The 25,542-nt window shown below is 73.4% G+C and carries 27 protein-coding genes; 15 read left to right on the top strand and 12 right to left on the bottom strand.

All coding sequences use genetic code 11. The features are described 5' to 3' along the window. Window positions 1–481 precede the first annotated feature (481 nt). The 4 genes from rpoN (at window position 482) to A5481_RS02510 (ending at window position 3,721) form a co-directional block, all read left to right on the top strand. Window positions 482–2,053: an RNA polymerase factor sigma-54 gene (gene rpoN / locus A5481_RS02525; protein WP_048436806.1), complete on the top strand. Its 1,572-nt coding sequence runs from the start codon at window positions 482–484 to the stop codon at window positions 2,051–2,053. 168 nt (window positions 2,054–2,221) lie between these two features. After that, entirely contained in the window at window positions 2,222–2,833 is a 612-nt protein-coding gene (gene hpf / locus A5481_RS02520) for a ribosome hibernation-promoting factor, HPF/YfiA family (RefSeq protein WP_048436796.1), read from the top strand. Window positions 2,834–2,923: 90 nt separating this feature from the next. Then, entirely contained in the window at window positions 2,924–3,388 is a 465-nt protein-coding gene (ptsN, locus tag A5481_RS02515; protein WP_048436807.1) for a PTS IIA-like nitrogen regulatory protein PtsN, read from the top strand. Between the two features lie 18 nt (window positions 3,389–3,406). Beyond that, a complete protein-coding gene (locus A5481_RS02510; protein WP_048436808.1) occupies window positions 3,407–3,721 on the top strand; it encodes a hypothetical protein in 315 nt (104 codons plus the stop codon). A gap of 19 nt (window positions 3,722–3,740) precedes the next feature. Here A5481_RS02510 and A5481_RS02505 read toward each other — a convergent pair whose 3' ends face one another. The 3 genes from A5481_RS02505 to ftsE form a co-directional block, all read right to left on the bottom strand. Then, window positions 3,741–4,496: a YdcF family protein gene (locus A5481_RS02505; protein ID WP_156312112.1), complete on the bottom strand. Its 756-nt coding sequence runs from the start codon at window positions 4,494–4,496 to the stop codon at window positions 3,741–3,743. Window positions 4,497–4,662: 166 nt separating this feature from the next. Further along, window positions 4,663–5,619 carry a cell division protein FtsX gene (locus tag A5481_RS02500; RefSeq protein ID WP_048436797.1) on the bottom strand — a complete coding sequence of 319 codons (957 nt, stop codon included), beginning with the start codon at window positions 5,617–5,619 and terminating at the stop codon, window positions 4,663–4,665. Window positions 5,620–5,636: 17 nt separating this feature from the next. After that, a complete protein-coding gene (gene ftsE / locus A5481_RS02495; RefSeq protein WP_048436798.1) occupies window positions 5,637–6,356 on the bottom strand; it encodes a cell division ATP-binding protein FtsE in 720 nt (239 codons plus the stop codon). 140 nt (window positions 6,357–6,496) lie between these two features. Here ftsE and A5481_RS02490 point away from each other — a divergent pair, with 140 nt between their 5' ends. The 4 genes from A5481_RS02490 to A5481_RS02475 all read left to right on the top strand — a co-directional run bounded on the left by A5481_RS02490 (window position 6,497) and on the right by A5481_RS02475 (window position 8,976). After that, window positions 6,497–7,258, top strand: coding sequence for a zinc-ribbon domain-containing protein (locus tag A5481_RS02490; protein WP_048436799.1), 762 nt, complete (start codon window positions 6,497–6,499; stop codon window positions 7,256–7,258). Further along, a complete protein-coding gene (gene hpt, locus A5481_RS02485; RefSeq protein ID WP_048436800.1) occupies window positions 7,255–7,824 on the top strand; it encodes a hypoxanthine phosphoribosyltransferase in 570 nt (189 codons plus the stop codon). Before A5481_RS02490 ends, hpt begins: the two co-directional genes overlap by 4 nt. A gap of 173 nt (window positions 7,825–7,997) precedes the next feature. Then, entirely contained in the window at window positions 7,998–8,378 is a 381-nt protein-coding gene (locus tag A5481_RS02480) for a response regulator (RefSeq protein ID WP_048436801.1), read from the top strand. Window positions 8,379–8,436: 58 nt separating this feature from the next. Continuing rightward, window positions 8,437–8,976, top strand: a complete 540-nt coding sequence (locus tag A5481_RS02475; protein WP_053082575.1) for a DUF2726 domain-containing protein — start codon at window positions 8,437–8,439, stop codon at window positions 8,974–8,976. A 39-nt stretch (window positions 8,977–9,015) separates the two neighbouring features. On the opposite strand, the gene A5481_RS02470 is transcribed toward A5481_RS02475, so the two are convergent. The 5 genes from A5481_RS02470 to A5481_RS02450 all read right to left on the bottom strand — a co-directional run bounded on the left by A5481_RS02470 (window position 9,016) and on the right by A5481_RS02450 (window position 15,013). Next, the gene (locus A5481_RS02470; RefSeq protein WP_048436802.1) at window positions 9,016–10,119 is read right to left on the bottom strand and encodes a CgeB family protein; all 1,104 of its coding nucleotides are present in this window, start codon (window positions 10,117–10,119) and stop codon (window positions 9,016–9,018) included. A 14-nt stretch (window positions 10,120–10,133) separates the two neighbouring features. Continuing rightward, window positions 10,134–11,306, bottom strand: a complete 1,173-nt coding sequence (locus A5481_RS02465) for a glycosyltransferase family 4 protein (protein WP_048436803.1) — start codon at window positions 11,304–11,306, stop codon at window positions 10,134–10,136. After that, window positions 11,291–12,589, bottom strand: coding sequence for a TIGR04295 family B12-binding domain-containing radical SAM protein (locus A5481_RS02460; protein ID WP_048436804.1), 1,299 nt, complete (start codon window positions 12,587–12,589; stop codon window positions 11,291–11,293). The genes A5481_RS02465 and A5481_RS02460 overlap by 16 nt, the downstream gene beginning before the upstream one ends. Window positions 12,590–12,806: 217 nt before the next feature. Continuing rightward, window positions 12,807–13,880 carry an SDR family NAD(P)-dependent oxidoreductase gene (locus A5481_RS02455; protein ID WP_064503759.1) on the bottom strand — a complete coding sequence of 358 codons (1,074 nt, stop codon included), beginning with the start codon at window positions 13,878–13,880 and terminating at the stop codon, window positions 12,807–12,809. Then, on the bottom strand, window positions 13,880–15,013 hold the full coding sequence (locus A5481_RS02450) for an NAD-dependent epimerase/dehydratase family protein (protein ID WP_064503758.1): 1,134 nt from the start codon (window positions 15,011–15,013) through the stop codon (window positions 13,880–13,882). The genes A5481_RS02455 and A5481_RS02450 overlap by 1 nt, the downstream gene beginning before the upstream one ends. A 203-nt stretch (window positions 15,014–15,216) precedes the next feature. Between A5481_RS02450 and mdoH the strand changes: the two genes are divergently transcribed. From mdoH to A5481_RS02435, 3 genes are all read left to right on the top strand, one after another. Further along, window positions 15,217–17,163, top strand: coding sequence for a glucans biosynthesis glucosyltransferase MdoH (gene mdoH / locus A5481_RS02445; RefSeq protein WP_082984886.1), 1,947 nt, complete (start codon window positions 15,217–15,219; stop codon window positions 17,161–17,163). A 100-nt stretch (window positions 17,164–17,263) separates the two neighbouring features. After that, entirely contained in the window at window positions 17,264–17,719 is a 456-nt protein-coding gene (locus tag A5481_RS02440; RefSeq protein ID WP_048437586.1) for a helix-turn-helix domain-containing protein, read from the top strand. 3 nt (window positions 17,720–17,722) lie between these two features. Continuing rightward, complete coding sequence (locus A5481_RS02435) at window positions 17,723–18,313, top strand: PIN domain-containing protein (RefSeq protein WP_048437585.1); 591 nt, start codon at window positions 17,723–17,725, stop codon at window positions 18,311–18,313. Window positions 18,314–18,320: 7 nt separating this feature from the next. Here the strand turns inward: A5481_RS02435 and A5481_RS02430 are convergent, their stop codons facing one another. Continuing rightward, on the bottom strand, window positions 18,321–18,785 hold the full coding sequence (locus A5481_RS02430) for a hypothetical protein (RefSeq protein WP_048437584.1): 465 nt from the start codon (window positions 18,783–18,785) through the stop codon (window positions 18,321–18,323). A 185-nt stretch (window positions 18,786–18,970) separates the two neighbouring features. Beyond that, on the bottom strand, window positions 18,971–20,125 hold the full coding sequence (locus A5481_RS02425) for a trans-sulfuration enzyme family protein (RefSeq protein WP_048437583.1): 1,155 nt from the start codon (window positions 20,123–20,125) through the stop codon (window positions 18,971–18,973). 103 nt (window positions 20,126–20,228) lie between these two features. Between A5481_RS02425 and A5481_RS02420 the strand changes: the two genes are divergently transcribed. The 4 genes from A5481_RS02420 (at window position 20,229) to A5481_RS02405 (ending at window position 23,678) form a co-directional block, all read left to right on the top strand. Next, window positions 20,229–20,759, top strand: a complete 531-nt coding sequence (locus A5481_RS02420; RefSeq protein ID WP_048437582.1) for a TspO/MBR family protein — start codon at window positions 20,229–20,231, stop codon at window positions 20,757–20,759. 182 nt (window positions 20,760–20,941) lie between these two features. Further along, window positions 20,942–22,378, top strand: a complete 1,437-nt coding sequence (locus A5481_RS02415) for a phospholipase D-like domain-containing protein (RefSeq protein WP_048437581.1) — start codon at window positions 20,942–20,944, stop codon at window positions 22,376–22,378. 245 nt (window positions 22,379–22,623) lie between these two features. Next, window positions 22,624–23,088 carry a nuclear transport factor 2 family protein gene (locus A5481_RS02410; protein WP_048437580.1) on the top strand — a complete coding sequence of 155 codons (465 nt, stop codon included), beginning with the start codon at window positions 22,624–22,626 and terminating at the stop codon, window positions 23,086–23,088. A gap of 2 nt (window positions 23,089–23,090) precedes the next feature. Further along, window positions 23,091–23,678 carry a TetR/AcrR family transcriptional regulator gene (locus A5481_RS02405; protein ID WP_048437579.1) on the top strand — a complete coding sequence of 196 codons (588 nt, stop codon included), beginning with the start codon at window positions 23,091–23,093 and terminating at the stop codon, window positions 23,676–23,678. A 43-nt stretch (window positions 23,679–23,721) separates the two neighbouring features. On the opposite strand, the gene A5481_RS02400 is transcribed toward A5481_RS02405, so the two are convergent. Further along, window positions 23,722–24,648, bottom strand: coding sequence for a lysylphosphatidylglycerol synthase transmembrane domain-containing protein (locus tag A5481_RS02400; RefSeq protein ID WP_048437588.1), 927 nt, complete (start codon window positions 24,646–24,648; stop codon window positions 23,722–23,724). A gap of 62 nt (window positions 24,649–24,710) precedes the next feature. After that, entirely contained in the window at window positions 24,711–25,472 is a 762-nt protein-coding gene (locus A5481_RS02395) for an endonuclease/exonuclease/phosphatase family protein (protein ID WP_048437578.1), read from the bottom strand. Between the last annotated feature and the right edge of the window lie 70 nt (window positions 25,473–25,542).

Here is a 25,542-nt window from a genome sequence, read left to right as displayed (position 1 = left end):
ACGATGGGCCGCGAGGCCGACCGCCGGGCGACGGAGATCGTGTCGTGTACCGTGATCCTCAGCCTCGTCCTGAGGTAAGAGCGCCGGATATCCTTGATAATTCACATCCAGCGGAATGGAAAAATCGCCCAGACGGGCTCTCGGGGTGAGGTCGCGGGTCGGGTATCGATTCCCGCCGACAAACCGTGCGGGGCATCGGACAAGAGCAGGCCGGAACAACCGAGACCCGTTCCCTCGCCGGATGCCTCCCTCTGCTGCGCTCTCGCACCCGTCGGGTTCCATCCCCCTGCGTCCCGGCCACGGCGCGCGCTTTTTGCACTGGCGCCAGAATCCGCCCTGCGCCACGCTGGCCTCCGATCGCGCCGAGCCCCACCTCCGCTTTGACGCATGCCCCGCTTCGGTTTAAAGCTGCGTGGAGGTTTCTGAAGCAAGAGTCGTGCCGACCCGGCCGGAGCCGGGCGTCGCGGGGCGGGGCTGGCTGATGGGTTTGCTGCAACGGCTCGAGATGCGCCAGGGCCAGGCCCTGGTGATGACGCCGCAACTCCTGCAGGCGATCAAGCTCTTGCAGCTGTCCCACCTCGACCTCGCCGCCTACGTCGATGCCGAGCTCGAGCGCAACCCGCTCCTGGAGCGGGCCGAGGTCGAGGCGCCGGAGCCGGGCGACGCGCGCGGGGAGGCCGCCGAGGCGGGCCGGGACGGGGGCGAGAGCCAGGGAGGCGACGACGGGTTCGACGGGGACGGCATGGCCGAGCCCTGGCTCTCCCACGACCTCAACCCGAGCCGCAGCGAGATCGAGGGCGATCTCGGCACCCGCCTCGACAACGTGTTCCCCGACGACGGCCCGGTCGGCCGCGAGGCCCCGGCGGCCGGGGGCGAGGGGCTGTCGCTCACCCCGGCGCCGTGGAGCGGCACCGGCGGCAGCTTCGACGGCGAGGCGCCGGATTTCGAGGCGACGCTGACCAGCGAATCCTCGCTGCACGAGCACCTCTCGGCCCAGCTCGATCTCGCCACCCGCGACCCCGTCGAGCGGCTGGTCGGCGGCTTCCTGGTCGATGCCATCGACGAGGCCGGTTACCTGCGCGAGGACGTCGCCGCCCTCGCCGAGCGCCTCGGCGTCGGCGCAGGCGTCGTCGAGCGGGTGCTGACGATCGTCCAAGGCTTCGACCCCTCCGGCGTGGGCGCCCGCGACCTCGCCGAGTGCCTGGCGATCCAGCTGCGCGAGCAGGACCGGTTCGACCCGGCGATGCAGGCCCTGGTCTCGCGCCTCGACCTCGTCGCCAAGCGCGACTTCGCCGGCCTGCGGCGGCTGTGCGGGGTCGACGAGGAGGACTTGGGCGACATGCTGTCCGAGCTGCGTCGCCTCGACCCCAAGCCCGGCCGCGCCTTCGGCGCCGGCCCGGTCGAGGTGCTGGTGCCGGACGTGTTCGTGCGCCCCGCGCCCGACGGCTCCTGGCTCGTCGAGCTCAACAGCGAGGCCCTGCCGCGGGTGCTCGTTAACCAGACCTATTACGCCACGGTCTCGCGCGGGGCGAAGACCGACACCGACAAGGCCTTCCTGTCGGAATGCCTGCAGACCGCCAACTGGCTCACCCGCAGCCTGGAGCAGCGCGCCCGCACCATCCTGAAGGTGGCGAGCGAGATCGTGCGCCAGCAGGACGGCTTCTTCGTCAACGGCGTCGCCCACCTGCGGCCGCTCAACCTGAAGACCGTCGCCGACGCGATCGGCATGCACGAATCCACCGTCTCGCGGGTGACCTCGAACAAGTCGATCGGCACGAGCCGCGGCACCTTCGAGATGAAGTACTTCTTCACCGCGGCGATCCCCGGGGCGGCCGGCGCGGCGGCCCATTCCTCCGAGGCCGTGCGCTACCGCATCAAGCAACTCATCGACGCCGAGGCCAACGACGTGCTGTCGGACGACGCCCTGGTGCAGCGCCTGCGCGGCGAGGGCGTCGACATCGCCCGCCGCACCGTGGCGAAGTACCGGGAATCCCTGCGCATCCCCTCCTCGATCGAGCGCCGGCGCGAGCGCGCGGCGATGCCGGCGCGGTGAGGAGGACGGCGCCGCGCGGATGGCGGCCCTGCCAAAAAGGCCCCTGCCGCCGCTGAGCCGGCTTCGTTGACTTCGCGTCCGGGCGTTCCTAGCTCTTGAGCGTGGGCCCTCGCGCCGGAGACGTCCCCCGGGGCGCGGGCCGACGAACGACGAAACCGGAGGGAGCCGATGGCATCGTTGCGCGTGTCAGGTCGTGGCGTGGATCTGGGGGAAGCCCTGAGGACACGGGTGGAGGAGCGGATCTCGGCCGCCCTCGCCAAGTACTTCGACGGCGCCTACCACGGCCACGTCACGGTCGCGCGGGACGGCGGCGCCTACCGCACCGATTGCGTGCTGCACCTGCCCTCGGGCATCACCCTGGAGGCGTCGGGCAACGCCCACGACGCCCATGCGAGCTTCGACCAGACCGCCGAGCGGATCGAGAAGCGCCTGCGCCGCTACAAGCACCGCCTCAAGGCCCACCCGAACGGCCACGCCAAGGACGCGGCCCTCGACGGCGCGCTGCCGGGGAGCCTGCCGGGCCGCGACGCCGTGATGGAGGCGGCCTATTCGGTGTTCGAGGCGCCCGAGGAGGATACCGGCGAGCACCCGCCGATCATCGCCGAGAGCACCCGCACCCTGCACCGGCGCACGGTGAGCGAGGCGGTGGTCGAGCTCGATCTCACCGGTGTCCCCGTCCTCGTCTTCGTTCACGCTGGCACCGAGCGGGTCAACGTCGTATATCGTCGGGGCGACGGCGCGATCGGCTGGATCGATCCGCCGGAACGCGGCACTCCGTGAGCGGGTTCATCCCGCTCCCGGAAGGCCTCCGGTCCTGGAAATGAGCGGGTGGCGCGGGCGCGCTTCCCGCCGATGAGGCAGCGGTCTTCGATGCCATTGCTGGAATTCCTGAAGCCGGAGGCGGTCCTCCCGGCGCTGCGCGCGCAGGGGAAGAAACAGGTTCTGCAGGAGCTGGCCGCCCAGGCGGCCCGCCACCTGCCGGGCCTCGACGAGCGCGAGATCTTCGAGACGCTGCTGCAGCGCGAGCGCCTCGGCTCGACCGGCATCGGCGAGGGCGTGGCGATCCCGCACGGCAAGCTGCCGGGGCTCGACACGCTGTTCGGCCTGATGGCCCGCCTCGAGCGCCCGATCGATTTCGAGGCCCTCGACGGCCAGCCGGTCGACATCGCCTTCCTGCTGCTCGCCCCCGAGGGCGCCGGCGCCGACCACCTGAAGGCGCTGGCCCGGGTTGCCCGCGTCCTGCGCGAGCCCGGCATCATCGACCGCATCCGCGCCGCCCGCGACGCCGACGCGCTCTACGCCCTCCTGACCCAATCCCCCGCCCAGGCGGCCTGACCTCGAGCCGGCGTGACGATGCGAACCTCCCTTCTCGCGGCGGCCGTTCTCGTCGCCGCGGCCGGCTCCGCCCGCGCGGACGGCACCTGCGCCCGCGACCTCCTGGTGGCGCAATCCTCGCAGAAGATGGCGATCGAGCGTCTCGAGACCCTCGGCGACAGCGACGCCGACCGCTGCCGCGGCTGGCGCCAGCACGTCGACACGATGCGCCGCGCCGCCACCGTCTACGGCCGCTGCCTGTCGGGATCGGAGCGCAGCGAGCGCCTGGCCCAGGTCCAGGGCTCGGAGAAGGAATTCTCGGAGCTGCTGCGGACGCGCTGCAAGGGACGGTGAGCCGGCATGAGGCCGCCCGTCACCGCACCAGCGGCTCGGCCACCATCTTCACCGGGTGGCCGCGGCTGACCAGCACCGCCGCGCTCGAATGCTCGGGATCGGTCTCGAACCGGGTGCGGATCCAGGCGACCAGGAACTTCGCGTATTCGGAGGCCAGCAGCCGGGCCGAGGCCGGGTGGCGCCACCACTGGTCCGGGTCGATCCCCTCCGGGACGACCGGGTGCGGCACGACCCGGTGGCCGTCGGCCAGCGCGTGGTCGAGCTCCACCAGCGTGCGCGGCATGTGGTAGTTCGAGGTCACCACCGCGACGCTCCGGAAGCCGTTCTCGCGCATCCAGCGCCGGATCTCGATGGCGTTGCCGATCGTGTTGCGGGCGCGGTAGTCGAGGTCGACGCAGCAGGCGATCAGGTGCTGCTGGCCCGGGTTGAGCCGGGCGATCTCCTCGCGGCTGGTGCGCTCGTTGACCCCGGTGATGAGCAGGCGCCGGCCGTAGCCGCCGGCGAGCAGGTCCATCGCGTCCTCGATGCGCTGGGCCCCGCCGGTGAGCGCGACGATGCCGTCGGAGGGCCCGAGCGGCAGCCGCTCCGCCCGGGCGAGGCCCGACACGAAGGCGAGGAACCCGAGGCCGAGGGCGAGGCCGGCGGCGAGGCCCGCCGCGGCGAGGCCGGCCGCCAGGCGGCGGCGCAGGCTCCAGCGGCGCCCGGCCGGGGGCGGGCCCTCTGGACCTTCGCCCGACCAGGACCATCCCACCACGTCGCCGGTTCGCGTTGTCATTCGGCGCTGCATCCGCGAGGTCATCTCACCTGTGGTCGAGCATAGTGCCGATTGCGGCGGCCGAGAGGCAACCGCCCCGGAGGCCGATTCGTTCACGGCCGGCGGCCCGCCCTGTGAAGAGCGGGCACGCCGCACGCTAGGGAACCACCCTGGCGTCAGGCTGGCGTCAGTCGAGGAAGCGCCGCACGGTGAGCCGCGAGACCACCGCGGTGACGACCGAGGCGATCACCCCGATCAGCACCACGCTGGCATAGCCGCGCCAGCCGATGGCGAAGCCGCCGAACAGCGCCTCGATCTCGTCGCCGGCAGGTCCCGCGCGCCACAGCCGGGCGAGCGCCCCGCCGGCACCGATCACCGCGAGCGCCGCCACCGCCCCGATCGCCCCGCCGCGCAGGCCGAGGCGGAAGAAGCGGCGCTGGAACTCGCGGGCGATGAAGTCGGCGTCGGCGCCGACGAAGTGCAGTACCTCGACCACCTCGCGGTTGCCCGCCATGGCGCCGCGGGTCGCGAAGGTGACGGCGAGCCCGGTGGCGAGCAGCACGAGGCCGACCACCGCGACGCCGACGCCGACCACGGTGTTGGCCATGGTCGAGAGCCGCGACAGCCACAGGGCGTGGTCGTCGAGGCTGGCGACGCCGGGCAGGGCCTCGGCGAGGCGCTGGCGCAAGGCGCCGAGATCCGGCGTGCCGGAGAGCCGCACCGTGATCAGGCGCGGCACCGGCAGGTCGCCGAGATCGAGGCCGCTGCCGAGCCAGGGTTCGAGCAGGCGCTCGGATTCCGCCTTGGTGAAGGGCCGCGTCGCCGCGATGCCGGGCGTGGCGGCGGCCAGGGCCGCCGCCTTGGCGACGTCGGCCTCGGTGTCCCGGCCCGGCCCGGGGCGGATCTGGATCGTCACCTCCTGGGCCACCGAGCCCTGCCACTGCGCCGCGCTCGAGGCGACGATCTCGGCGCCGCCGGCGCAGAGGGCGGCGAGGAAGGTCAGGATCGCGATCACCGCGGCGAGCGCCCGGCCCGCGCTGGTGTCGGTCGGCACCAGGGCGGCGTTGCGGCGCAGGGTCGGCGGCAGGTCGGCGGCCGGCGCCTCGCGCCGCGCCGCCCGCTCCAGGGTGGCCCCGTCGGACATGTGCGTCTCCCCGCGGCTCATCCCTCGATCCGCAGGCGGTTGTTGCCGAGCACGAAGCGGCGCGCGTCGACGAGGTCCATCAGGGCGAAGTCGTGGGTGGCGATCAGCACCGAGGTGCCGAGGCGGTTGAGCTCGACGAACAGGCGCAGCAGCCGCCGGCCGAGCTGGGGGTCGACGTTGCCGGTCGGCTCGTCGGCGAGCAGCAGCTCCGGCCGGGCGATCAGCGCCCGGGCGATCGCCGCGCGCTGCTTCTCGCCGCCGGACAGGAGCGGCGGCAGCACGTGCATGCGCTCGCCGAGGCCCACCCAGCGCAGCAGCTCCACCACCTCGGCCCGGTAGCTCGTCTCGGCCCGGCCCTGGACGCGCAGCGGCAGGGCGACGTTCTCGTAGGTGGTGAGGTGGTCGAGCAGGCGGAAATCCTGGAACACCACGCCCATGCGCCGGCGCAGGGAGGTCAGCGCGTCGCTCGAGATGCCGCTCACCTCCTCGCCGAACACCGAGACGAGGCCCCGGCTCGGCCGCACCGAGAGCAGGATGAGGCGCAGCAGCGTCGTCTTGCCGGCACCCGAGGGGCCGGTGAGGAACTGGAACGAGTGCGGCGCGATGGTGAAGCTGATGTCGCTCAGGACCTCCTGGCCGACCCCGTAGCGCATCCCCACGTTCTCGAACCGGACCACCGGCTCGTCCATCCCGCCGAGCAGGCTGCTTCCGGTCCCCCGGTCCGTTCTCGCGTCCATCCGGTCTCCCTGAGGGTCCCTCGCCGCGAGGGGCGGCCCGGCGGCCGATCCTCACGCGATCCGCGCCGCTTTACCATGCATTAAGGCTGACGCGGGAGGAGTCGTGGTCCGGCCCCGATGCCGCGCCCGACTGATTCGCCATGCTGATCGTCTGCCCCGCCTGCGCAAGCGAATATACGCTCGATGCCGCCAAGATCGGCCCTGCCGGGCGCACCGTGCGCTGCGCGGCCTGCCGCGAGCCGTGGTTCGTCGCGGCTCCGCCGCCCGAGCCGGAGGCCGCGCTCGCGCCGCCGGGGGAGGCGGTGTTCACCGCCGCCGGGACCTCGTCCGATCAGAAGGCCCCCGCCGCGCCGCGCCGCGCCGGCCCCCGCGCGGGCAAGGCGCGCGCCGGGACCGGGCGGCGGCGGCTCGCCGTCGCCGCGTCCGCCCTGGCGGCCTGCGGGGTGGCAGCGGCCGCGCTGCTGCCGGCGGGCCGCGCCGGGCTCGTCCATGCGGTGCCGCGCACCGCGAGGCTCTACGCCGCGATCGGCCTGCCGGTGAACCTGCGCGGCCTCGCCTTCCGGGACGTCGCCGCCTACCAGGTGCCGGACGCCGCGGGCGGCGGCCGCCTCGTCGTCGAGGGCGACGTGGTGAGCGCGTCGGGCCACGCCGTGCCGGTGCCGCCGCTCAGCCTCGAGCTGCGCGACGAGCACGGCGGGGTCGTCTATCGCTGGAGCGCCGAGGCGCCGCGCGAGCGGCTCGAGCCGGAGGAATCCGCCCGCTTCCGGGCCGAGCTGCCGGGGGCTTCCGCCAAGGGCCGGCAGGTGCTGGTCCGCTTTGCCGCGGTTGACAGCGGCGATTCTGCCGTCAGCCTGAAGGCTCCGGCGAACGCCTCCGCGAACCCCAAAGACCGAGATCGATGAATCCGCCCCTGCCCCGCGTCCGCGTCCTCTTCGACGAAACCGCCATCGCGCAGCGCAACGAGGAGATCGCCCGCGCCATCGCCGACCAGCCGCTGCAGAACCTGCTGGTGGTGGCGGTGCTCAAGGGCAGCTTCATGTTCGCCGCCGACCTGATCCGCGCCCTGCACCGGGCCGGGCTGGCGCCGCAGGTCGAGTTCATCCATCTGTCGAGCTACCGCGCCGCCACCGTGTCCTCGGGCCAGGTCGCGATCCTGCGCGACGTCGAGAGCGAGGTGCGCGGGCGCGACGTACTGCTCATCGACGACATCCTCGAATCCGGCCGCACCCTCGTCTACGCCAAGGATCTGCTGATGGCCCGCGGCGCGCGGCGCGTGCTCACCACCGTGCTGCTGGAGAAGCCCGGCAAGCGCGCGGTGACGATGGACGCCGACTATGTCGGCTTCACCTGCCCGGACGTGTTCGTGGTCGGCTACGGCATGGACGTGGCCCACGCCTTCCGGCAGCTGCCCTATGTCGGCCTCGTCGATTACGGCGACGGCGACCCGGATCTGTTCGACAAGGGCTGACCGGCCGCCGCCAGAGGCCCTGAAGCGGTGCGCGTTTGCAACGCCGCCCGGCCGATCCGCCGGTGCGGCCCGCGAAAGCGGAACCTCGGCCGGCGCGGCGGCTTGACCCCTGGCCGCGCAGCCGATCACACTTCCCGTGTCCGCGGCGTCGGGCCCCTGAGAGACGAGAGGACATGGCGCGCATCCTGCTGGTCGACGACGAGGAACCGATCCGCGGCTTTCTGAAGCGCGGGCTGGAGATGGACGGGCACACGGTCGTGACGGCGGTCGACGGCAGCGACGGCCTCGACCGGCTGGCCGAGACCGCCTTCGACCTGATGCTGACCGACATCCGCATGCCGCTGATGGACGGCATCGCCCTCGCGCTCGCGGCCAAGCGCGACTATCCCGACCTGACGATCCTGCTGATGACCGGCTTCGCCGACCAGCGCGAGCGCGCCCGCGGGCTCGACGCCATCGTGGCCGACGTGCTGACGAAGCCCTTCACCCTCGCCGACATGCGCGCCACCGTGACCCGCACCCTGCGCGGCGCCGGGGCGCTGGCGGCGCGCTGATCCGCGCGGGCGAGCCGCCGGCGGGGCGCGGTCCCGGCGGGCGCGCCGCGATCCTCCCGTGAACAGGTCCGAGATCGCGCTGCCCTCGCTTCTTCCCACGGAGCCGGGCTTGCCCGGCCTGCTCGCCGCGGGCCTGCTCCTCCTCGGCCTCGCCGCCCTGGCGATCGTCCTGCGCGGCCGGGCCGCCGCCAGGATCGAGCGCAAGCCGTTCCTGACGCGGGCCGAGATCGATGTCCTCGACCTCCTGCGCCGCGCGCTGCCGGCGCATCACGTGTCCTGCCAGGTCTCGATGGGCGCGCTCCTGACGCCGCGACGGGGTCTCAGCCGCAAGGAGTTCTGGCGGACCCGCAACCTGTTCGGCCAGAAGATCGTGGATTACGTCGCGATCGACCCGGCGACCGGCGAGGTCGCGGCGGTCATCGAGCTCGACGATGCGAGCCACGACGCCCGCAAGGACCGGGCGCGCGACGCCCTCCTGGCCGCGGGGCAGTACCGGGTCATCCGGATCCCCTCGAAGCCGCGGCCGTCGGAGGCGAGCGTGCGGGAGGCGACCGAGGCCCTCCGCGGCCCGGCGCGGCGGTCCGGCCGCCCGGCGTAGATCGGCGGGCGATACCGACCCCCGCACCCGGTCCGCGCCTCAGCCGCGCAGCCGGGCCGCCACCGCCAGCAACTCCGCCGCCCGGTGGGCGCAGGTGTGCCGCGCCCGGATCGTCCGCAGGCCCCGCTCCGCCAGGGCCGCGCGCAGGGCCGGGTCCTGTGCGAGGTCGCGCAGGTGGCGCTCCGTCGCCGCGCCGTCCGGGGCGACCAGGAAGTCGTCGCCCGGCGTGAACAGGCCCTCGCTGTCGCGCCAGGGCGCCGAGATCAGGGGGATGCCGCAGGCCAGCGCCTCGAAGACCCGGATCGTCGGGATGCCCGGCAGGGCCTCGACGTAGAAGCGCCGCGGCACGTGCACGGTGGCGAGGTGGCGGGCGAAGACCTCCGGGGCGCGGGCGTTCGGCAGCCAGCCGCGATAGCGCGCACCGAAGCGCCGCAGGGTCGCCAGCGCCGCGTCGGGGTAGCGCACGCCCCAGACGTCGAGGGGGAGACCCGCGCGCCCGGCCGGCCCGAACAGGAACCGCTCCAGCTCGGCGCTGCGCTCGCCGTCGCCCCAGTTGCCGATCCAGACCAGCCCCTCGCGGGGCCCTTCCGTCGCCGGGGGGTGGAACAGGCGGATGTCGGCCGCCTCGTGCCAGACGAAGACCGAGCTGCCCCAGCCCCAGCCGCGATAGACCTCGGCCAGCGTCTCGCCGAAGGCCAGCACGCCGTCATAGCCCGAAAGGTCGTAGGCGCGCATCGCGCCGGGCTCGCTCACCGCCCGGTGATGGGTGTCGTGGAACAGCAGCGTGAACCGGCCGCCGCCGCGCCGGGCCGCGCCGATGCGGGCGACGAGGGCGGGGTCGTTCCACTCGTGCACCAGCACGAGGTCGGCGCCGTCGAGGGCCGTGTCCAAGGACTCGTCGCTCACGCCGAAGCCCGGCGGGTCGACCGTCGCCGTCAGCTCGGGGTAGGGCGCGAGGGACGCGGCGAGGCCGGCCTCGCCGTGATCGCCGAGCAGGTTCTCGACGCTCCAGGCGCCCGCCGGCTCGTGGGCCGCGACCGTGTGGCCGAGGGCCTGGAGCTCGCGCAGCACGCCGCGCAGGAAATGGGCGTTGCCGTGGTTCCAGCACGAGCGCAGCGAATGCGTGAAGGCGACGATCCTCACGCCGGGGATCTCCCTCACACCATGACCCCGGACCGCAGGGTCGGCGTCTCGAGCACGGCCCGGTAGGCGTCGAGGACGCCGGCCGCCATCGCCTCGACCGTGAAGGCCTCGGCCCGGGCCCGCGCCTCGGCGCCGAGCCGCGCCCGGATGGCAGGGTCGGCCGCCACCATCTCGATGGCGTGGGCGAAGCCCGCATCGTCGTCGGGCGCGATGAAGATCGCGGCCTCGTCCCACAATTCGCGGAAGGTCGGGATGTCGGAGAGCACGAGCGCGCAGCCGGCGCTCGCGGCTTCGAGCACGCCGAGGCCGAACGGCTCGTAGCGGGCCGCCGAGACGTAGATCGGGGCGCCGGCGAGCCAGCGCGCCACGTCCTGGTCGCTGAGCCGGCCGAGCGGCCGCAGGTGCTCCGGCACGAACTGCGCCGCGTTCGGACCCTTCAGGGCGCCGGCGGCGAGCAGCGGCAGGTGCAGCCGGGCGGCGATCCGGTCGAGGGTGCGGGCGTTCTTGCCCTCGTCCCACAGCCGGCCGGCGGTGAAGGCGAAGGGGGAGGCGGCCGCCCCCGCCGGGGTGCGGTGGCCGCGCGCGGCGGCGCTGCGCCGGCCGTTCGGCACCACGCGGGGCGGCGCGATGCCGTAGGTCGCGGCGGTCGCCGCCGCGAAGGCGTGGGTGGGGCTGAGCAGCGCGTCGACCCGCCGGTAGCCCTCCGCCGCCAGGCTCGCCCGCCAGGCGAGGTCCGGCGGCAGCGGCCCGGGGCGCATCGCCGCCCACCAGGTCGCCACGCAGGAATGCGCCACCGCGATCACGGGCGCGCAGAATCCGGTGATCGCCGCCAGAGCCGGGCTGTTGAGGTGGATCAGGTCGGCGCCGGCCCGCTCGGCCTCGCGGGCGACGAGGTTCGCCGCCGCCTCGACCTCGGCGGGGGTGAGCGCGGTCCAGTCGAGGCTGCCGCCGAGCGGGCACAGGGCGAGGCCGCGGATCGCCCGGGCGGCGCGGAACTGGTCCTGGCCCGGCTCGGGGCCGAGCACCGCCAGGGTGACGGCGACGCCCTGGCGCGTCAGCTCCTCGGCGAGGTCGAGCCCGTATTGCCAGACCCCGCCGACGGCATCGACGGTCATGAACAGGTTGAGGGCCGGCGCGCCGCGATGCGGGATCGGGCGTCCGGCCGGGACCGTCAGGCTGGGCAGCATGCCGCCTCCAACTCGCGCAACGGGGCCGGCCGCTCCTCTTGGATGTCGCTGAAGCGGTCGAACTGGTCGAGGTAATGGGCGTGGGCCCGCTCCCAGGCCTCGCCGTCCGGCTCGCCCCACAGGCGGCGGTAATCCGGCGAGGACGGATAGGGATAGAGCGGCACGGGATCGTTGGCCCAGACCCCGGCGGCGCGCAGGCGGTCGCGCCAGTCCGCCACCATCCCGGGATCGTCGCCCGCCACCTTGATGAGGTTGGCCTGCACGAACGGCACCGAGCGGCGGGCGTGGATCAGGCGCTCGGCGAGGTCGTCGGTCGAGGCGCGGCACTTCTTGTCGAGCATCGCGCGGCCGGCCTCGGTCAGGCTCTCGACGCCCGCCTCGATCGAGACGCAGCCCGCCTCGCCCAGCAGGTCGAGCATGTCGGGCTTCCACAGGTCGATCCGGGTCTGCACCCCGAACTCGACTCGGCGGGCGGCGAGCGCCTCCAGCAGCGGCTTCTGCGGCAGGAAGATCTCGTCGATGAAGTAGAGATAGGTCACGCCCTGCGCGATCAACCGGTCGACCTCCTCCAGGATGAGCGGCAGCGCGCGCCGCCGGTAGGCGTCCCGGAAGTCGATCTTGGCGCAAAAGGTGCAGGAATAAGGGCAGCCGCGCGAGGCCTCGACCTCGGCGCCCGGCCCCTCCGGCGCCCGGTCGAAGCGGTGGTGGTGGTGGGCGTGGCGCGCCACCCAGGGCTCCGGCCAGGACAAGGCCGGCAGATCGGTGAAGACGGTGGCGGCAGGGCCGCCGGTGACGATCGTCTCGTGCCCGTCCCGGTAGGCGAGCGCCGGCACCGAGCCGGGCCGCGCCAGGCCACCCTCGGCGAGGCGCGTCACCACCTCCTCGCACTCGCCCCGCACCACGAGGTCGCAGGCGAGTTTCGCCAGCGTCGTCTCCGGGGTGACCGAGCCGTGCGGACCGACCGCCACGGTGCGGCCGCCGCGGCCGGCGAGCGCGTCCAGGAAGGCGCGCGGCACCCGCAGCTCGGGCTGGGCGCAGCGCCAGAACAGATAGGTCGGGGCGGTGGTCACCACCGTCATGGCGGGGGCGAACGCCGCCACCCTGTCGGCGAGTTCGTCGAGGGAAAGCCCGTCGAGGGCGCCATCCAGCATCAGCGCCTCGTGGCCGGCCCGCTCCAGCAGCACCTTGCAGGCCCCGAGCTCGAGGGGGAGGTGCGGCGAACGGCACCCGAAATAGATGCTGTTCTCGAAGCTCCAGGTCGGGTTGACGAGGGCGATTCTCAAAGCGGGCGTCCTAGGGCGGGAACGGGCATCGCGGGTACTGGGGGCGACTATCGTTGATCTGGCGGGTCCGCTCCGGACGACAAGGCCTTTTCGCCCGGGCACGGTTAAGCGAATGATACCAAAGGGTCATTTGCCATGATGCCGGTGCATGGCGATGCCCTCACCATGATCACCGTGCAGGCGAGAGCCGGGAACCGAATCGCGTCTCGCGCGTGGCTCAGGCCGTCGCCGCCCGGGTTCCCGGGCGCAGGCCCCGGTCTTCGGCGAGCCAGCCCGCCAGCCGCTCGAGGCCCCGGCGCCAGGGTAGCGGGCGCCCGAGCCCGAGATCGGCGGCGGCGCGGCGGGTGTCGGAGACGTAGTAGCGCTGGTCGCCGGCGCGCCAGTCCTCGAAGGCGAGGTCGAGGGGACGGCCGACGAGCCCCTCGATGGCGCCGAGCACCTCGCGCAGCGACACCGCGTTGCCCGGGCCGCCGCCGAGATTGTAGGCCCGGCCCTGCACGGCCGCGATCCGCGCCAGGGCCGCCCGGTAGGCCGCGACCGCATCCGCGACGTCGAGCACGTCGCGGACCTGGCAGCCGTCGCCGTAGACGGTGATCGGCCGGCCCTCCAGGGCCCGGATCAGGAAATGGGCGACCCAGCCCTGGTCCTCGGTGCCCATCTGGCGCGGGCCGTAGATGCAGCTCATCCGCAGGACGCAGGTCGGCACCCCGAAGCTGCGGGCGTAGTCGAGCACGTACTGGTCGGCCCCGCCCTTCGAGCAGCCGTAGGGCGTGTGGAAGTCCAGCGGACGGTTCTCGCCGATGCCGTGGGCCCGGATGCCCGGATCGGCCGGCACGTAGGCGTCGCCCTCGCGGCGGAAGTCCAGGTCGGCGAGGTCGCCGTAGACCTTGTTGGTCGAGGCGAAGACGAGCGGGGCCGGGCCCGGCCGCCGGCGCAGGGCCTCGAGCAGGGTGAGCGTGGCGCCGAGATTGACGGCGAAATCGGTCACCGGGTCGGCGAGGCTCGTCGTCACGGCGACCTGGGCGGCGAGGTGGATCACCGCCGAGGCCTGCCCCGCCGCCGCCGACAGGCTGCCGGCGTCGCGCACGTCCGCGGTGACGCAGGAGACCCGCGCCGGGTGGCGCTGCTTGAGCCAGGCGAGGTTCGCCTCGACCCCGGGGCGCAGCAGGGCGTCGTAGACGAGGACGTCGCGCCCCTCCGCCGCCAGGGCATCGGCGAGGTTGGCGCCGATGAAGCCGGCCCCGCCGGTGATCAGGACCGGCCGCCGGCCGGGGGTGAGGGGATCCGCCATCACGCCACCAGCCCGCGCCGGTCGAGCTCGCGGCGCGCCTCCTCGACCCGGTCGCGGGCCTCCTCCTGCGCCGCCACCCAGGCGGCGAGTTCCCTCAAGCCGTCGGAAAAGTCGCGGGCCGGGCGGTAGCCCAGCTCGTCGCGCGCCTTGGCGATGTCCGGGATGCAGTGGCGGATGTCGCCGGCCCGGGCCTTGCCGGCGATCTCCGGCACGAGGTCCGGCCGGCCCATCGCCCGGCCCAGCAACGCCGCGACCTCGCGCACCGAGCGGTCCTCGCCCGAGCCGATGTTGTAGACCTGGCCGGCGGCCCGCGGCCGGTCGAGGGCGAGCAGGAAGGCCTGCGCCACGTCGTCGACCTGCACGAAGTCGCGCCGCTGGTGCCCGTCCTCGAAGATCACCGGGCCTGCGCCGTTGTGGATCCGCGAGGCGAAGATCGCCAGCACCCCGGTATAGGGGTTCGACAGCGCCTGGCCCGGCCCGTAGGCGTTCCACAGCCGCAGGGCCACGCCCTCCATGCCGTAGGCGGGGGCCAGCATCAGGGTCAGGCGCTCCTGCGCGTACTTGGTCAGCGCGTAGACCGAGGCCAGCGCCGGGCGCTTCCATTCCGGGGTCGGCACCGGCACCAGCGGCCGGCCCTCCTCGTCGAGGGGGTCCCAGGGCGCGTCGGGGCCGGAGCGCGGCTGGCGCAGCACCTCCTCGCGCACCCGCCCGTCGGCGCCGCGATACAGCCCCTCGCCGTAGACGCTCATCGAGGAGGCGACGACCACGCGGCGCACCGGCCGCTCGATCAGCGCCTGGAACAGCACCGCGGTGCCGTGGTCGTTGACCGCGACGTAGCGGTCGACGTCGTACATGCTCTGGCCGACCCCGACCTCGGCGGCGAGGTGGATCACCGCGTCGACGCCCGCCACCGCCTCGGCCACCGCGCGCCGGTCGCGGATGTCGCCGCGGCGCAGCTCCACCGCGTCGGGCAGCCCCTCGGGGCGGGCCAGCCCATCACGGACATGTCCGCCGTGCACCTGCTCGATCAGGCCGTCGAGCACGCGCACCCGGTCGCCCCGGGCGACGAGGGCCCGCGCCACGGCCCGGCCGATGAAGCCGGCCCCGCCGGTGATCAGGATGGTCTGCGGCACCCGTCGCGCTCCTCCGCCTGCCGACCGTTTCCGGCCGATACATCGGGGCTGTATCTATGGGAGCGTCCGCCCGCGAACAGGTGTCATCGTTCTGGCGTCATTCAGGCCGATTGATCCATGACGGCCAGCGGGATAGCGCAGCCACGGCGCCCGGCGCCGCGTCCCGCCCCGGCCCCCTTCCACCGAGTTCACGCGACCCCCTCATGTCCCCAGTCCCCTCGTCGCACGATGCGGTGCCGGCTGCGCCGGCCGCGGACCTCACCCAACGTCAGGACGCCGCCGCCCTGCGCCGGCGGCGCCTGGCGCTCGCCCTGCCGACGGTGGCGACCGCGCTCGCCCTCGCCCTCGCGGCGCTCGCCGGCGCCGGCATGCCGGACGGGCCGCTCGAGGCGGCCGTGCTGGTGCTGTTCTGCCTCGCCATGGCCTGGCAATCCTACATCGCCTGGACCTACCTCTACGGCGCGGTCGCGGCGGGCCTGGGGGCCCGGGTGATGTCGGCGGTGGAGCGGCAGGCCGCCGGGACCGCCCCGCAGGCCACGGGCCGCAGCCGCACCGCGGCCGTGGTGGCGATCCACGCCGAGGATGCGGCGGCGGTCTTCGCGGCGATCCGGGTGATGGCCCGCTCGCTCGCCCGCACCGGCGGCGACGGGCGCGACCTCGACCTCTTCGTCCTCAGCGACACCCGCGACCCGGAGATCGCCGCGGCCGAGGAGCGCGAATTCGCCCTGATCCAGGCCTGGCGCGAGCAGGCCCGGCGCGAGACTCCTGGGGCCGGCCTGCCGGCGATCCGCTACCGCCGCCGCCGGGAGAACAGCGGCCGCAAGGCCGGCAATATCGGGGAGTTCTGCCGGACCTACGGGGCCGAGTACGACTTCATGATCGTGCTCGACGCCGACAGCCTGATGACCGGCGCCGCCATGCGCCGCCTGGTGCGGCTGATGGAGGAGAACCCCCGCACCGGCCTGATCCAGACCGTCAGCTACGCCGCCGGGCGCGACACCCTGTTCGCCCGCATCCAGCAATTCGCGGTGCGGCTCTACGCGCCGCTGTCGATCCGGGCGCTCGAGACCTGGCAGGGGCCGGACGGCGGCTATTGGGGCCACAACGCCATCCTGCGCATCGACGCCTTCGCGGCCAATGCCGAGCTGCCGGTGCTGCCCGGTCGCGCCCCGCTCGGCGGCGAGATCCTGTGCCACGACACGGTCGAGGGGGCGTTCCTGCGCCGGGCCGGCTGGGAGCTGCGCCTCCTGCCGGAGGAGCCCGGCACCTGGGAGGAGATGCCGACCAACCTCACCGATCTCCTCGGCCGCGAGCGGCGCTGGTGCCAGGGCAACCTGCAGCATCTCGGGATCATCCGCTCGGCCGGCCTCACCGCCGGCAGCCGCTGGCACCTCGGCGCCGGCATCCTGTCCTATCTCGCCTCGCCGGTCTGGGTCGCCTTCCTGGCCCTCGGCACCTGGCAGGCGATCCGCAGCGGCGATCTCGGGCTCATCGCCTACGGGTTGACCGGCGAGGGGCCGGCATCGGCGATCCTGGCCGCGTTGAGCCTCGCGGTGCTCGCCCTGCCGAAGCTCCTCAGCCTCGGCCACATCCTCCTGTCGCCGGAGCGCCGCGCCGCCTTCGGGGGTACGCGGAGCCTGCTCGTCAGCGCCGCCCTCGAACAGGCCCTGTGGGTGCTGCTCTGGCCGGTCATGACCCTGTTCAACGCCGGCGCCGTGGCGACGACCTTCGCCGGCCGGGTGGTGCGCTGGGACACGCAGGTCCGCGACGACCGCCGGGTGCCGTGGTCGGAGGCCTGCCGGCTCCAGGCCGATTCGCTGGTCGCCGGCGGGCTCCTGGCGGCGGCCCTCGTCTACGCCGCAGACCCGCTCCTGGCGCTGTGGATGGCGCCGCTCGCCCTCGCGCTCCTGGCGAGCCCGGCGCTCAGCGTGCTCACCAGCCGGGCCGATCTCGGCCAGGCGGCGCGCCGGCGCGGCCTGTTCCTCACCGTCGACGACACCGCCCAGGCGCCGGAGCTGCGCGACCTCGCGGCGGCCCGCGCCGCCCCGCCGGTCCAGGCCCCGGCGCGCCTCCCCGTCCGGGGCGAGGCGCCGGTCTGGCTCGCGACGGCGACGGACGATGCGAAGGCGTCGCCGCCGCGGGAGATCTGACGAGGCCGGGACGCAGCCCCCGGTCCTGACTTGCGATGATTGCGTTCGTTGCGTTTGTTGCGAATAATGGGATCGCGTTCGTTCGAGAGGAGAGGCGTCCATGACCGTGCCGGCCCATGCCGAACCTCTGGGCGGCCGCCTTCCCTCCGATGACGAGCGGATTGCGGCCAATCAGCTCCGGACCATCCTTGCCGCCCACGCCGTCGACCGGGCGAACCTGCGCATCCTCGACGAGACGACGTCTCCCGTCGAGGTGACGCTGACCCCGGCCTTGTCCAACCTGCTGATCGATCTCCTCCGGCATGTCGGCAGCGGCCACGCGGTGACGCTGGTGCCGGTCGGGCAGATGCTCTCCACCCAGCAGGCGGCCGACCTGCTGAACGTCTCGCGGCCGTTCCTCATCTCGCTGCTCGACCGGCAGGAGATCCCCTGTACCCTGGTCGGACGACATCGGCGGATCAAGGCCGAGCACCTGTTCGCCTACAAGCGGGCCCGCGACGCCGGGCGCGGCGCGGCGCTGTCCGCGCTGGCGGAGATGGATGCCGAGCATCTCTGAGCGATGTTCGCCAGCCGCTGCACCGCGTTCATCGACGCCTGTGCCCTGGCCGGCGCCCTGAAGCGGAACCTGCTCCTGACCCTCGCCGAGGCGGAGTTCTTCCGCATCCGATGGTCCGAACCCGTCCTGATCGAGACCGAGCGGGCCATCGCCGAGATCCTGTCCGGCAAGGATGTCGCCGATGCCGCCGGGCGGGCGGCGCGCGCCCGCGCGGCCATGGAGGTGGCGTTCGAGGAGGCCATGGTATCCGGCTTCGCGGGTTTGCTGGGTCTCGGTGCCGGCCTGCCGGACGAGAGCGACGCTCACGTCCTCGCTGCGGCCGTGAAGACCCGGGCTTCGGTCATCGTGACCGACAACCTGAAGGACTTTCCGGCGGCGATCCTTCTGCCGATGGACTTGGAGGCACGCTCCACGGACGTCTTCCTGGCCGACACGATCGCGCTCGATCCCGGTCGGGCCACGGCAGCCATCCGACTGATGCGGCGGCGCTTCAGGCGGCCCGAGAAGGACGCCGAAGCCCTTCTCGTCGATATGGACGCCGCCGGCCTCGTCGAGACCGTCGACGTGCTCCGCCCCTACGCCGCCGTGCTCTAGCCCACGCCTACCGCGCCGGCTTGCCCAGCACCTTGAGCGGGTCGGTGCGCTGGCTCGGCGCCGGCTCGGCCGTCATGCTGTCGGCGCGCTCCTCGGGGCGGCCGCGGACGCTGCCGGTGGTGGCGGGGCTGCCCTGGCCGGCGGTGGCGCGGTTGGTCGGGCTCGTCACCGGCACGGTGCCGCTGGCGAGCTCGAGGCAGGTCAGCATCTCGACGTAGCTCGGGAAGCCCCCGGCAGTCGATTGCTGCGAGCACTGGGTCTTGGCCGGGCCGGAGAACTGGCCCCAGCGCTTGCGCAGCTCGTCGCCCGCCGAGCGCTCGGAGCGCAGGCAGCCGTCCGAGCCGGCTTCCTGGCTGACCGAGGCGCGGCCCGGCGAGTTGCAGGTGGCCTCGATGTTGAGCCGCGGCGGACCGTCCGCCGCGACGAGAACGAGCTGCGCGCCGAGGAGCGCGAAGGGCAGGGCGGCGGGCATGGCGGGTCTCCCGTGGGCCGGAGAAGAAAAAGCTTCACCGGTCAACGCGCCGAGATCGCAAGAAGCTCCCCAGGAAGCTTCCCAACAAGCTCCCGCCGTCTTGTCCTGCTCCCGCCCCCCGCTCCTGGCGCAGGTCACTCCTTGGCGCAGGTCACTCCTGTGCGCAGGTCACTCCTTTGCGCAGGTCACTCCTGGCGCAGGGCCTGGTCGAGGTCGGCGAAGAGGTCGTCGGCATCCTCGATGCCGACCGAGAGGCGCAGCAGGTCCGGCGGGCACGGGGTGCCCGGGCCCTCGATCGAGGCGCGGTGCTCGATCAGGCTCTCGACGCCGCCGAGCGAGGTCGCCCGCTTCCACAGCGACACCCGGGCCGCGGTGCGGATCGCCGCCGCCTCGCCCCCGGCCACCCGGATCGACAGCATGGTGCCGAAGCCGCCGGTCATCTGCCGGGCCGCGACGTCGTGGCCGGGATGCTCGGCGAGGCCCGGATAGAGCACGTGGCCGACTGCGGGGTGGGCCTGGAGGCGCCGTGCCAGGTCGCCGGCATTCGCCATCTGGGCGGCGATGCGCACGTGCAGCGTGCGCATCCCGCGCATCAGCAGGTAGGCCTCGAACGGCCCCAGGATCGCGCCGTTGCCGGAGCGGATGCGCTGGATCCGGGCCCAGAACTCGTCGGCCTTCGCGCCGGCGAGCGCCCCGGCGATCACGTCGGAATGGCCGTTAAGCACCTTGGTGGCGGCGTGCATCACCACGTCGGCGCCCAGGCTCAGGGGCCGGGTCACCACCGGCGAGCTCGCCGTCGAATCGACCGCGAGGCGGGCGCCCGCCGCGTGGGCGATCGCCGCGGCACCGGCGATGTCGGTGACGGTCCAGAGCGGGTTCGAGGGGGTCTCGAGCCAGACGAGCTTGGTCTGCCCGGGCCGCACCGCGCTGTTCAGGGCGTCGAGGTCGTCGGTGGCGACGAAATCGACCTTGAGGCCCCAGCGCGTCGCCTCCTCGGACAGCCAGCGCCGCAGCGCCCAGTACATCACGGTCGGCGCCACGATGTGGTCGCCCGGGTCGAGGGCGCCGAACACCGCCGTGGCGGCGGCCATGCCGGAGGAGAACAGCAGCGCGCCGGCCTCGGCCTCCTCCAGCATCGCGATCACGGCTTCCGCCTCGCGCACCGTGGCGTTGTCGGGCCGGCCGTAGACGTAGCCGGAGGAGTACAGGTTGTCGGGGTCGCGGATGTAGGTGGTGGCGACGTGGATCGGCGGCACCACCGCCTTGGTGACCGGATCGACGTGGCCGAGCGCCTGCGCGGCGAGGCTCTTCTTCGACCAGGGGCGCGGGGCGTGGCTCATGCCGGGACTCCAGGGAAGGACAGGGATCTTTTGCTGCCCCGCCGCCCTTGCAGAAGCGGTGCCGGCGCGCAACCTCCATCCCGGTATAGCACCCGAGCCCGAGATGCCGCCGACCGCAACGCTGCCGAATCCCGACCCCGCCCGGCCCGTCCTTTCGCCCGTGCCGCGCCTCGCCGCCGCGATCCTGCCGGTCGCCGCGGTCGCGGTGGCGGGCAGCCTGGCGACCACGCCGAACATCCCGACCTGGTATGCGGGCCTCGCCAAGCCCGGCTTCACGCCGCCGAACTGGCTGTTCCCGGTCGCCTGGACGATCCTCTACACGCTGATCGCCTGGTCCGGCTGGCGGGTGCTCGGCACCGCGCCGGCGACCGGGGGCCTGAAGCGCACCCGGACGCTCGCCCTGTGGGCGTTCTTCGTGCAGCTCGCCCTCAACGGCGCCTGGACGCCGGTGTTCTTCGCCCGGCACGATCCGGCCGGCGGCCTCGTCGTGGTGGTCGCCCTCCTGGTGATGATCCTGTGGACGATCCGGCTCTTCGCCCCCCTCGACCGGATCGCCGCCCTCGTCCTCGTGCCCTACGCCGCCTGGGTCGCCTACGCGACGGCGCTCAACGCGGCGATCTGGTGGATGAACTGAGGCCGCGGGCCCGCGCCGGACGCGAGGCGGGAGACCCGCCTTCACGGCGTCACGCCAGCCGCACTAGATGTCCGCGACCGGGCCGCGTCGCCCGGTTGCGGTCGCCCGGCCGTGGAACGGACGGGTCCGCTCGCCGTTCCGGCCCCGTTCCCCGGCTGCCGACAGGAGGGTACAGGCGCCCCATGACCACCCAACCCGCGTGCGACGAGACCGAGACCCTGTTCCAGCCCGGCCGTACCTGCTGGTGCGTGGCGCGGGCCGAGCGGGTCGCGGTCATGATCGACTCCGCCGAGTACTTCGCCCGGCTGGAGGACGCATTGCGCCAGGCGCAGACCTCGATCCTGATCGTCGGATGGGACTTCGACGGGCGCATCCGCCTGCGCCACGACGCCAGCGCGGAGGAATCGCCGCCGCTGGGGCCGCTCCTGCGCGACCTCGCGGCGCGCCGCCCCGGCCTCGAGGTGCGGGTGCTGGTCTGGAGCGTCGCGACCGTGCACGGGCCCGGCGCGGCGCTGCCGCTGCTGTTCGGGGCCGAGTGGGAGGCGCATCCGCGGATCAGCGTGCGCCTCGACACGCATCATCCGCTCTACGCCGCCCACCACCAGAAGCTCGTCTGCATCGACGACCGGGTCGCGTTCGCCGGCGGCATCGACCTCACGGTCGGGCGCTGGGACACCCCGGCCCATACGGCCGGCGATCCCCTGCGCACCAATCCCGACGGCGAGCTCTATCCGCCGGTGCACGACCTGCAGATGGCGGTCGACGGCGAGGCGGCGGCACGGATCGGGGACCTCGCCCGCGCGCGCTGGCGCGCCGCCACCGGCGAGATCCTGGCGCCCGTCGCCGGCGCCGCGCCGGTCTGGCCGCAGGGCCTCGCCCCCCTGTTCACCGACGCCCCCGTCGCCATCGCCCGCACCATGCCGCTCCAGGGCCGCGAGCCCTCGGTCGAGGAGGCGGCCGCGCTCACCGCCGCCGCCCTCGCCTCGGCCCGGGAGACGATCTACCTCGAGGCGCAGTACCTCACGGCCGATTTCGTCGCCGACGCCCTCGCGGCCCATCTGGCGGCGGAGGCCGGGCCGGAGATCGTGGTGGTGCTGACGCGGCGCTCGCACAACTTCACCGAGCGCGTCGCCATGGGCACCCCGCGCGACCGGGTGCTGCGCCGGCTGCGCGCCGTCGACCGCTTCGGGCGCCTGCTCGTCGCCTATCCGGTGGTGCCGGGCTCCGGCGGCGAGGACGAGGAGGAGGATTGCGAGATCGAGGTCCACGCCAAGCTCGTCCTCATCGACGACCGCTTCCTGCGCATCGGCTCGTCGAACCTCAACAACCGTTCGGTCGCCCTCGACACCGAGTGCGACCTCGCGGTCGAGGCCCGCACCCCCGAGGAGCGCCGGGCGATCCGCTCCCTGCGCGACCGCCTGCTGGCCGAGCATCTCGGGCTCGCGCCGGAGGCGATGGCCGAGGCGACCTCCCAGGACGGCCTGATCGCGGCGATCCGGCGCCACATGGGCGGGCCGCGGTCCTTGCGGGTCTGCGAGGTGCCGGAGGAGGAGGGCCTGCTCGATCCGCTGGTCAGCTCGGAGCTGCTCGACCCGGAGCGGCCGTTCGGGACGGCGTAGGGCTTAAACTCTCTCGGCTCGACCGCCCGACCGGGCGCCCTGGGCGAAGGGACTGCTCGGGGTGGAACGCGGCTGTCGACATTGATGCTCGGCATCGGCGGCGACGAGCGTCGGTCGACATGAATCCGGGATCCAATCCGGGATCCCGGATCACCAACCTCGCGAGGAGTGGTCCCCAAGAGGGATTGACCCACCAACGGCCATCTTGTACCGATCGGTACAAGATGGTTCCTGAAGGTGATCCGATGTCCCGACCTCCGCTGCCCCCCTTCACCGAAGAGTCGGCGATCGAGAAGGTGCGCCTCGCAGAGGACGGCTGGAACACGCGCGACGCCGCCAAGGTCGCGCTGGCGTACACGCTCGACACGCGCTGGCGGAACCGTGTCGAATTCGCGACCAACCGTGACGAGGCGCGAGCCTTCCTCACTCGCAAGTGGAACAAGGAACACGAATACAGGCTGATCAAGGAACTGTGGGCCTTCACCGGCAATCGGATCGCGGTGCGCTATGCCTACGAGTATCGCGACGATAGCGGGCACTGGTTCCGCGCCTACGGCAACGAGAACTGGGAATTTGCCGAGGACGGACTGATGAAGCACCGCCATGCCAGCATCAACGAAATGCCGATAACCGAGGCGGAGCGCCAATTTCATTGGCCCCTCGGCCGCCGACCCGACGATCATCCCTCGCTCAGCGACCTCGGCCTTTGAGCGTGAAGCGCGTCCTGACGGAGCGTGCCGACGCCGTGTCGGCCCTGGCGGAAGTGTTCCGCGAGCATGGGTTCGAGGGTGCGAGCCTGTCGCTGCTGTCGAAGGCAACCGGCCTCGGTAAGGGCAGCCTCTACAACTTCTTCCCCGGCGGGAAGGAGGAAATGATGGAGGCTGTTCTTGCCGACATCGACTCATGGTTTGCGACGACGATCTTCGCGCCGCTGGAGCAGGCACATGATCCGGCGGCGGCGGTCACGTCCATGATCGAGGATGTGACGGCATACTTCCGGTCCGGCAGAAGGGTATGCCTCGTCGGGTGTATCGGCCTCAGTTCCTCCGGAGCGGCTTTTGCGATCCGGACGAGGAGCTATTTCGTGCGCTGGATATCGGCACTCGCTCATTGCCTTGAAACCGCGGGAGTTCCCCCGTCGCCGGCCGAGCGGATCGCGGAGGAGGTAGTGTCGGGAATACAGGGCGCGATCGTGTTGGCGCGAGCCGTGGGAGACGAAGCTGCCTTTCTCAGGGTCATCCACCGCCAGCATTCGACCTTGCTCGCCGCGATCGCCAGGACGCCACCCCAATCCGCTTGACCGTGCAAAGGGCCGCCGAGGGTCGAACCAGACCCTGGCATCGTCAAGCCGATTGAGTTTCGACCGTAGCCGCCCTGCCCGCATCGCGCCACCGGAACACCGCCTCGGTCGCCCCGAAGGCGAGGAGGCCGAGGGCCAGGGGCGCGAGGAAGTACAGGCAGCGGAAGGCGATCAGCGGGCCGATGACGTCGGTCTTCGGCAGCAGGTGGACGACCACGCTCTCGATCACCCCGACGCCGCCCGGCACGTGGGTGATCAGCACCGCCGCGTTGGCGATGACGAAGACCGAGGCCACCGCGAGGTAGCCGACGTCGGAGACCGCCGACAGGACCTGGTGCAGGCAGGCCGAGACCAGGGCGAAGTTGACCGCGCCCAGGCCCACCTGCGCCGCCGCGAGCGGGAGCGGCGGCATCTCGAGCGACCAGCGCCGGAACCGCAGCGGCTTGCGCCACCAGGCGGCGAGGCCAAGATAGGCCGCGACGCCGCCCGCGCAGGCGAGGCCCGCCGCCAGCACGGCGCCCGGCCCCAGCCCGGTCACGTCCCGGGCGAGACCGGGATGGACCAGCACCGCGACGGCGCCGAGCGCCATCAGGCCGACCGCGACCGTGACGCCGCAGAACAGCACCGCCTTGGCGACGTCCGCGGTCTTGAGGCCCCAGCGGGTGTAGAAGCGGTAGCGGATCGCCCCGCTGCTCAGGCCGGCGAACCCGATGCTGTGGCCGAGCCCCAGGCTGATGAAGGCCGCGAGCGCGACGCGGGGATAGGGCAGCGGCGTGCCGGCGGCGCGCAGGGCCAGCCAGTCGATGCCGGTGAGGCAGAGGTAGCTCGCGGCGGCGAACCCCCCGGCGGCGGCGAGGCGCCCGGCCGGCAGCGCCCGCACCGCGTCGACGAGCTGCGCGAGGCTGTAGCCGGACAGCGTGCGGTAGAGCAGGTAGCCGCCGAGGGCGACGCTGAGCACCGTGGCGACGATGGTCCACCAGCGCCGGCGCGCCGAGGTCTTCCGCTTATCCTGTGTCTGCTCGGGGCCTTGCGTCACGCGGGTTCCTCCCGGGGCACGGAGATGGGGGGCGCGACGGCCGGCGCGAGGTCGAGGTCGGCGACGAGGGGCAGGTGGTCGGAGGCGACCCGGGCGAGCCGGCCGCCGAGGGTCCGCACCGCCCGCACCGCGACGCCGCGGCTGACGAAGACGTGGTCGATGCGCAGGAGCGGCAGGCGGGCCGGGAAGGTCGGCCGCGTCCAGGCCCGGGCTCCGTGCGCGTCCGGCAGCCGGGCGGCGAGGCGGCGGTGGACGCCCGAGCCCGGCAGGGCGTTGAAGTCGCCGAGCAGCACGACGGGATCGCGGCAGGCCGGATCGCCGAGGAAGCCGGGCCCGAGCAGCGCCTCGGCCTGGGCCCACCGCTCGCGCCGGTCGAGGCCGAGATGGGTGGTGACGACCTGCACCTCGGCGTCGCCGAGGGCGACCGACACCCAGAGCGCGCCGCGGGGCTCGCACCCGTCCCGGCCCGGCAGGGCTTGCGCCCGCACCAGCCGGGAGGGGAGGGCGGTCAGGATCGCGTCGCCGTAGAGCTCCTCGCTCACCCGCATCGCCGGATGGAAGTGGGAGCGCATGCCGAGATGGCCAGCGACGGCCTCGGCCTGGTCGATCCCGCCGCTGCGGGCGCGGCCGACATCGAGCTCCTGCAGCGCCACCACGTCCGGCCGGCAGGCGGCGATCACCGCGGCGATCCGCTCCGGGGCGAGCCGGCCGTCGGCGCCGAGGCAGCGGCGGACGTTGTAGGTGAGGACGCGGAGCAACCGGGGCGGGCCTTCTGGCGGGGAGCGGGTTTCCCTCAACGGCCGAGCCTGGCGGTGGTTCGGCGCCGCG

Source organism: Methylobacterium platani, assembly GCF_001653715.1.
GTDB classification, from domain to species: Bacteria; Pseudomonadota; Alphaproteobacteria; order Rhizobiales; family Beijerinckiaceae; genus Methylobacterium; species Methylobacterium platani.
This window is presented reverse-complemented; position numbering and strand designations above follow the sequence as displayed.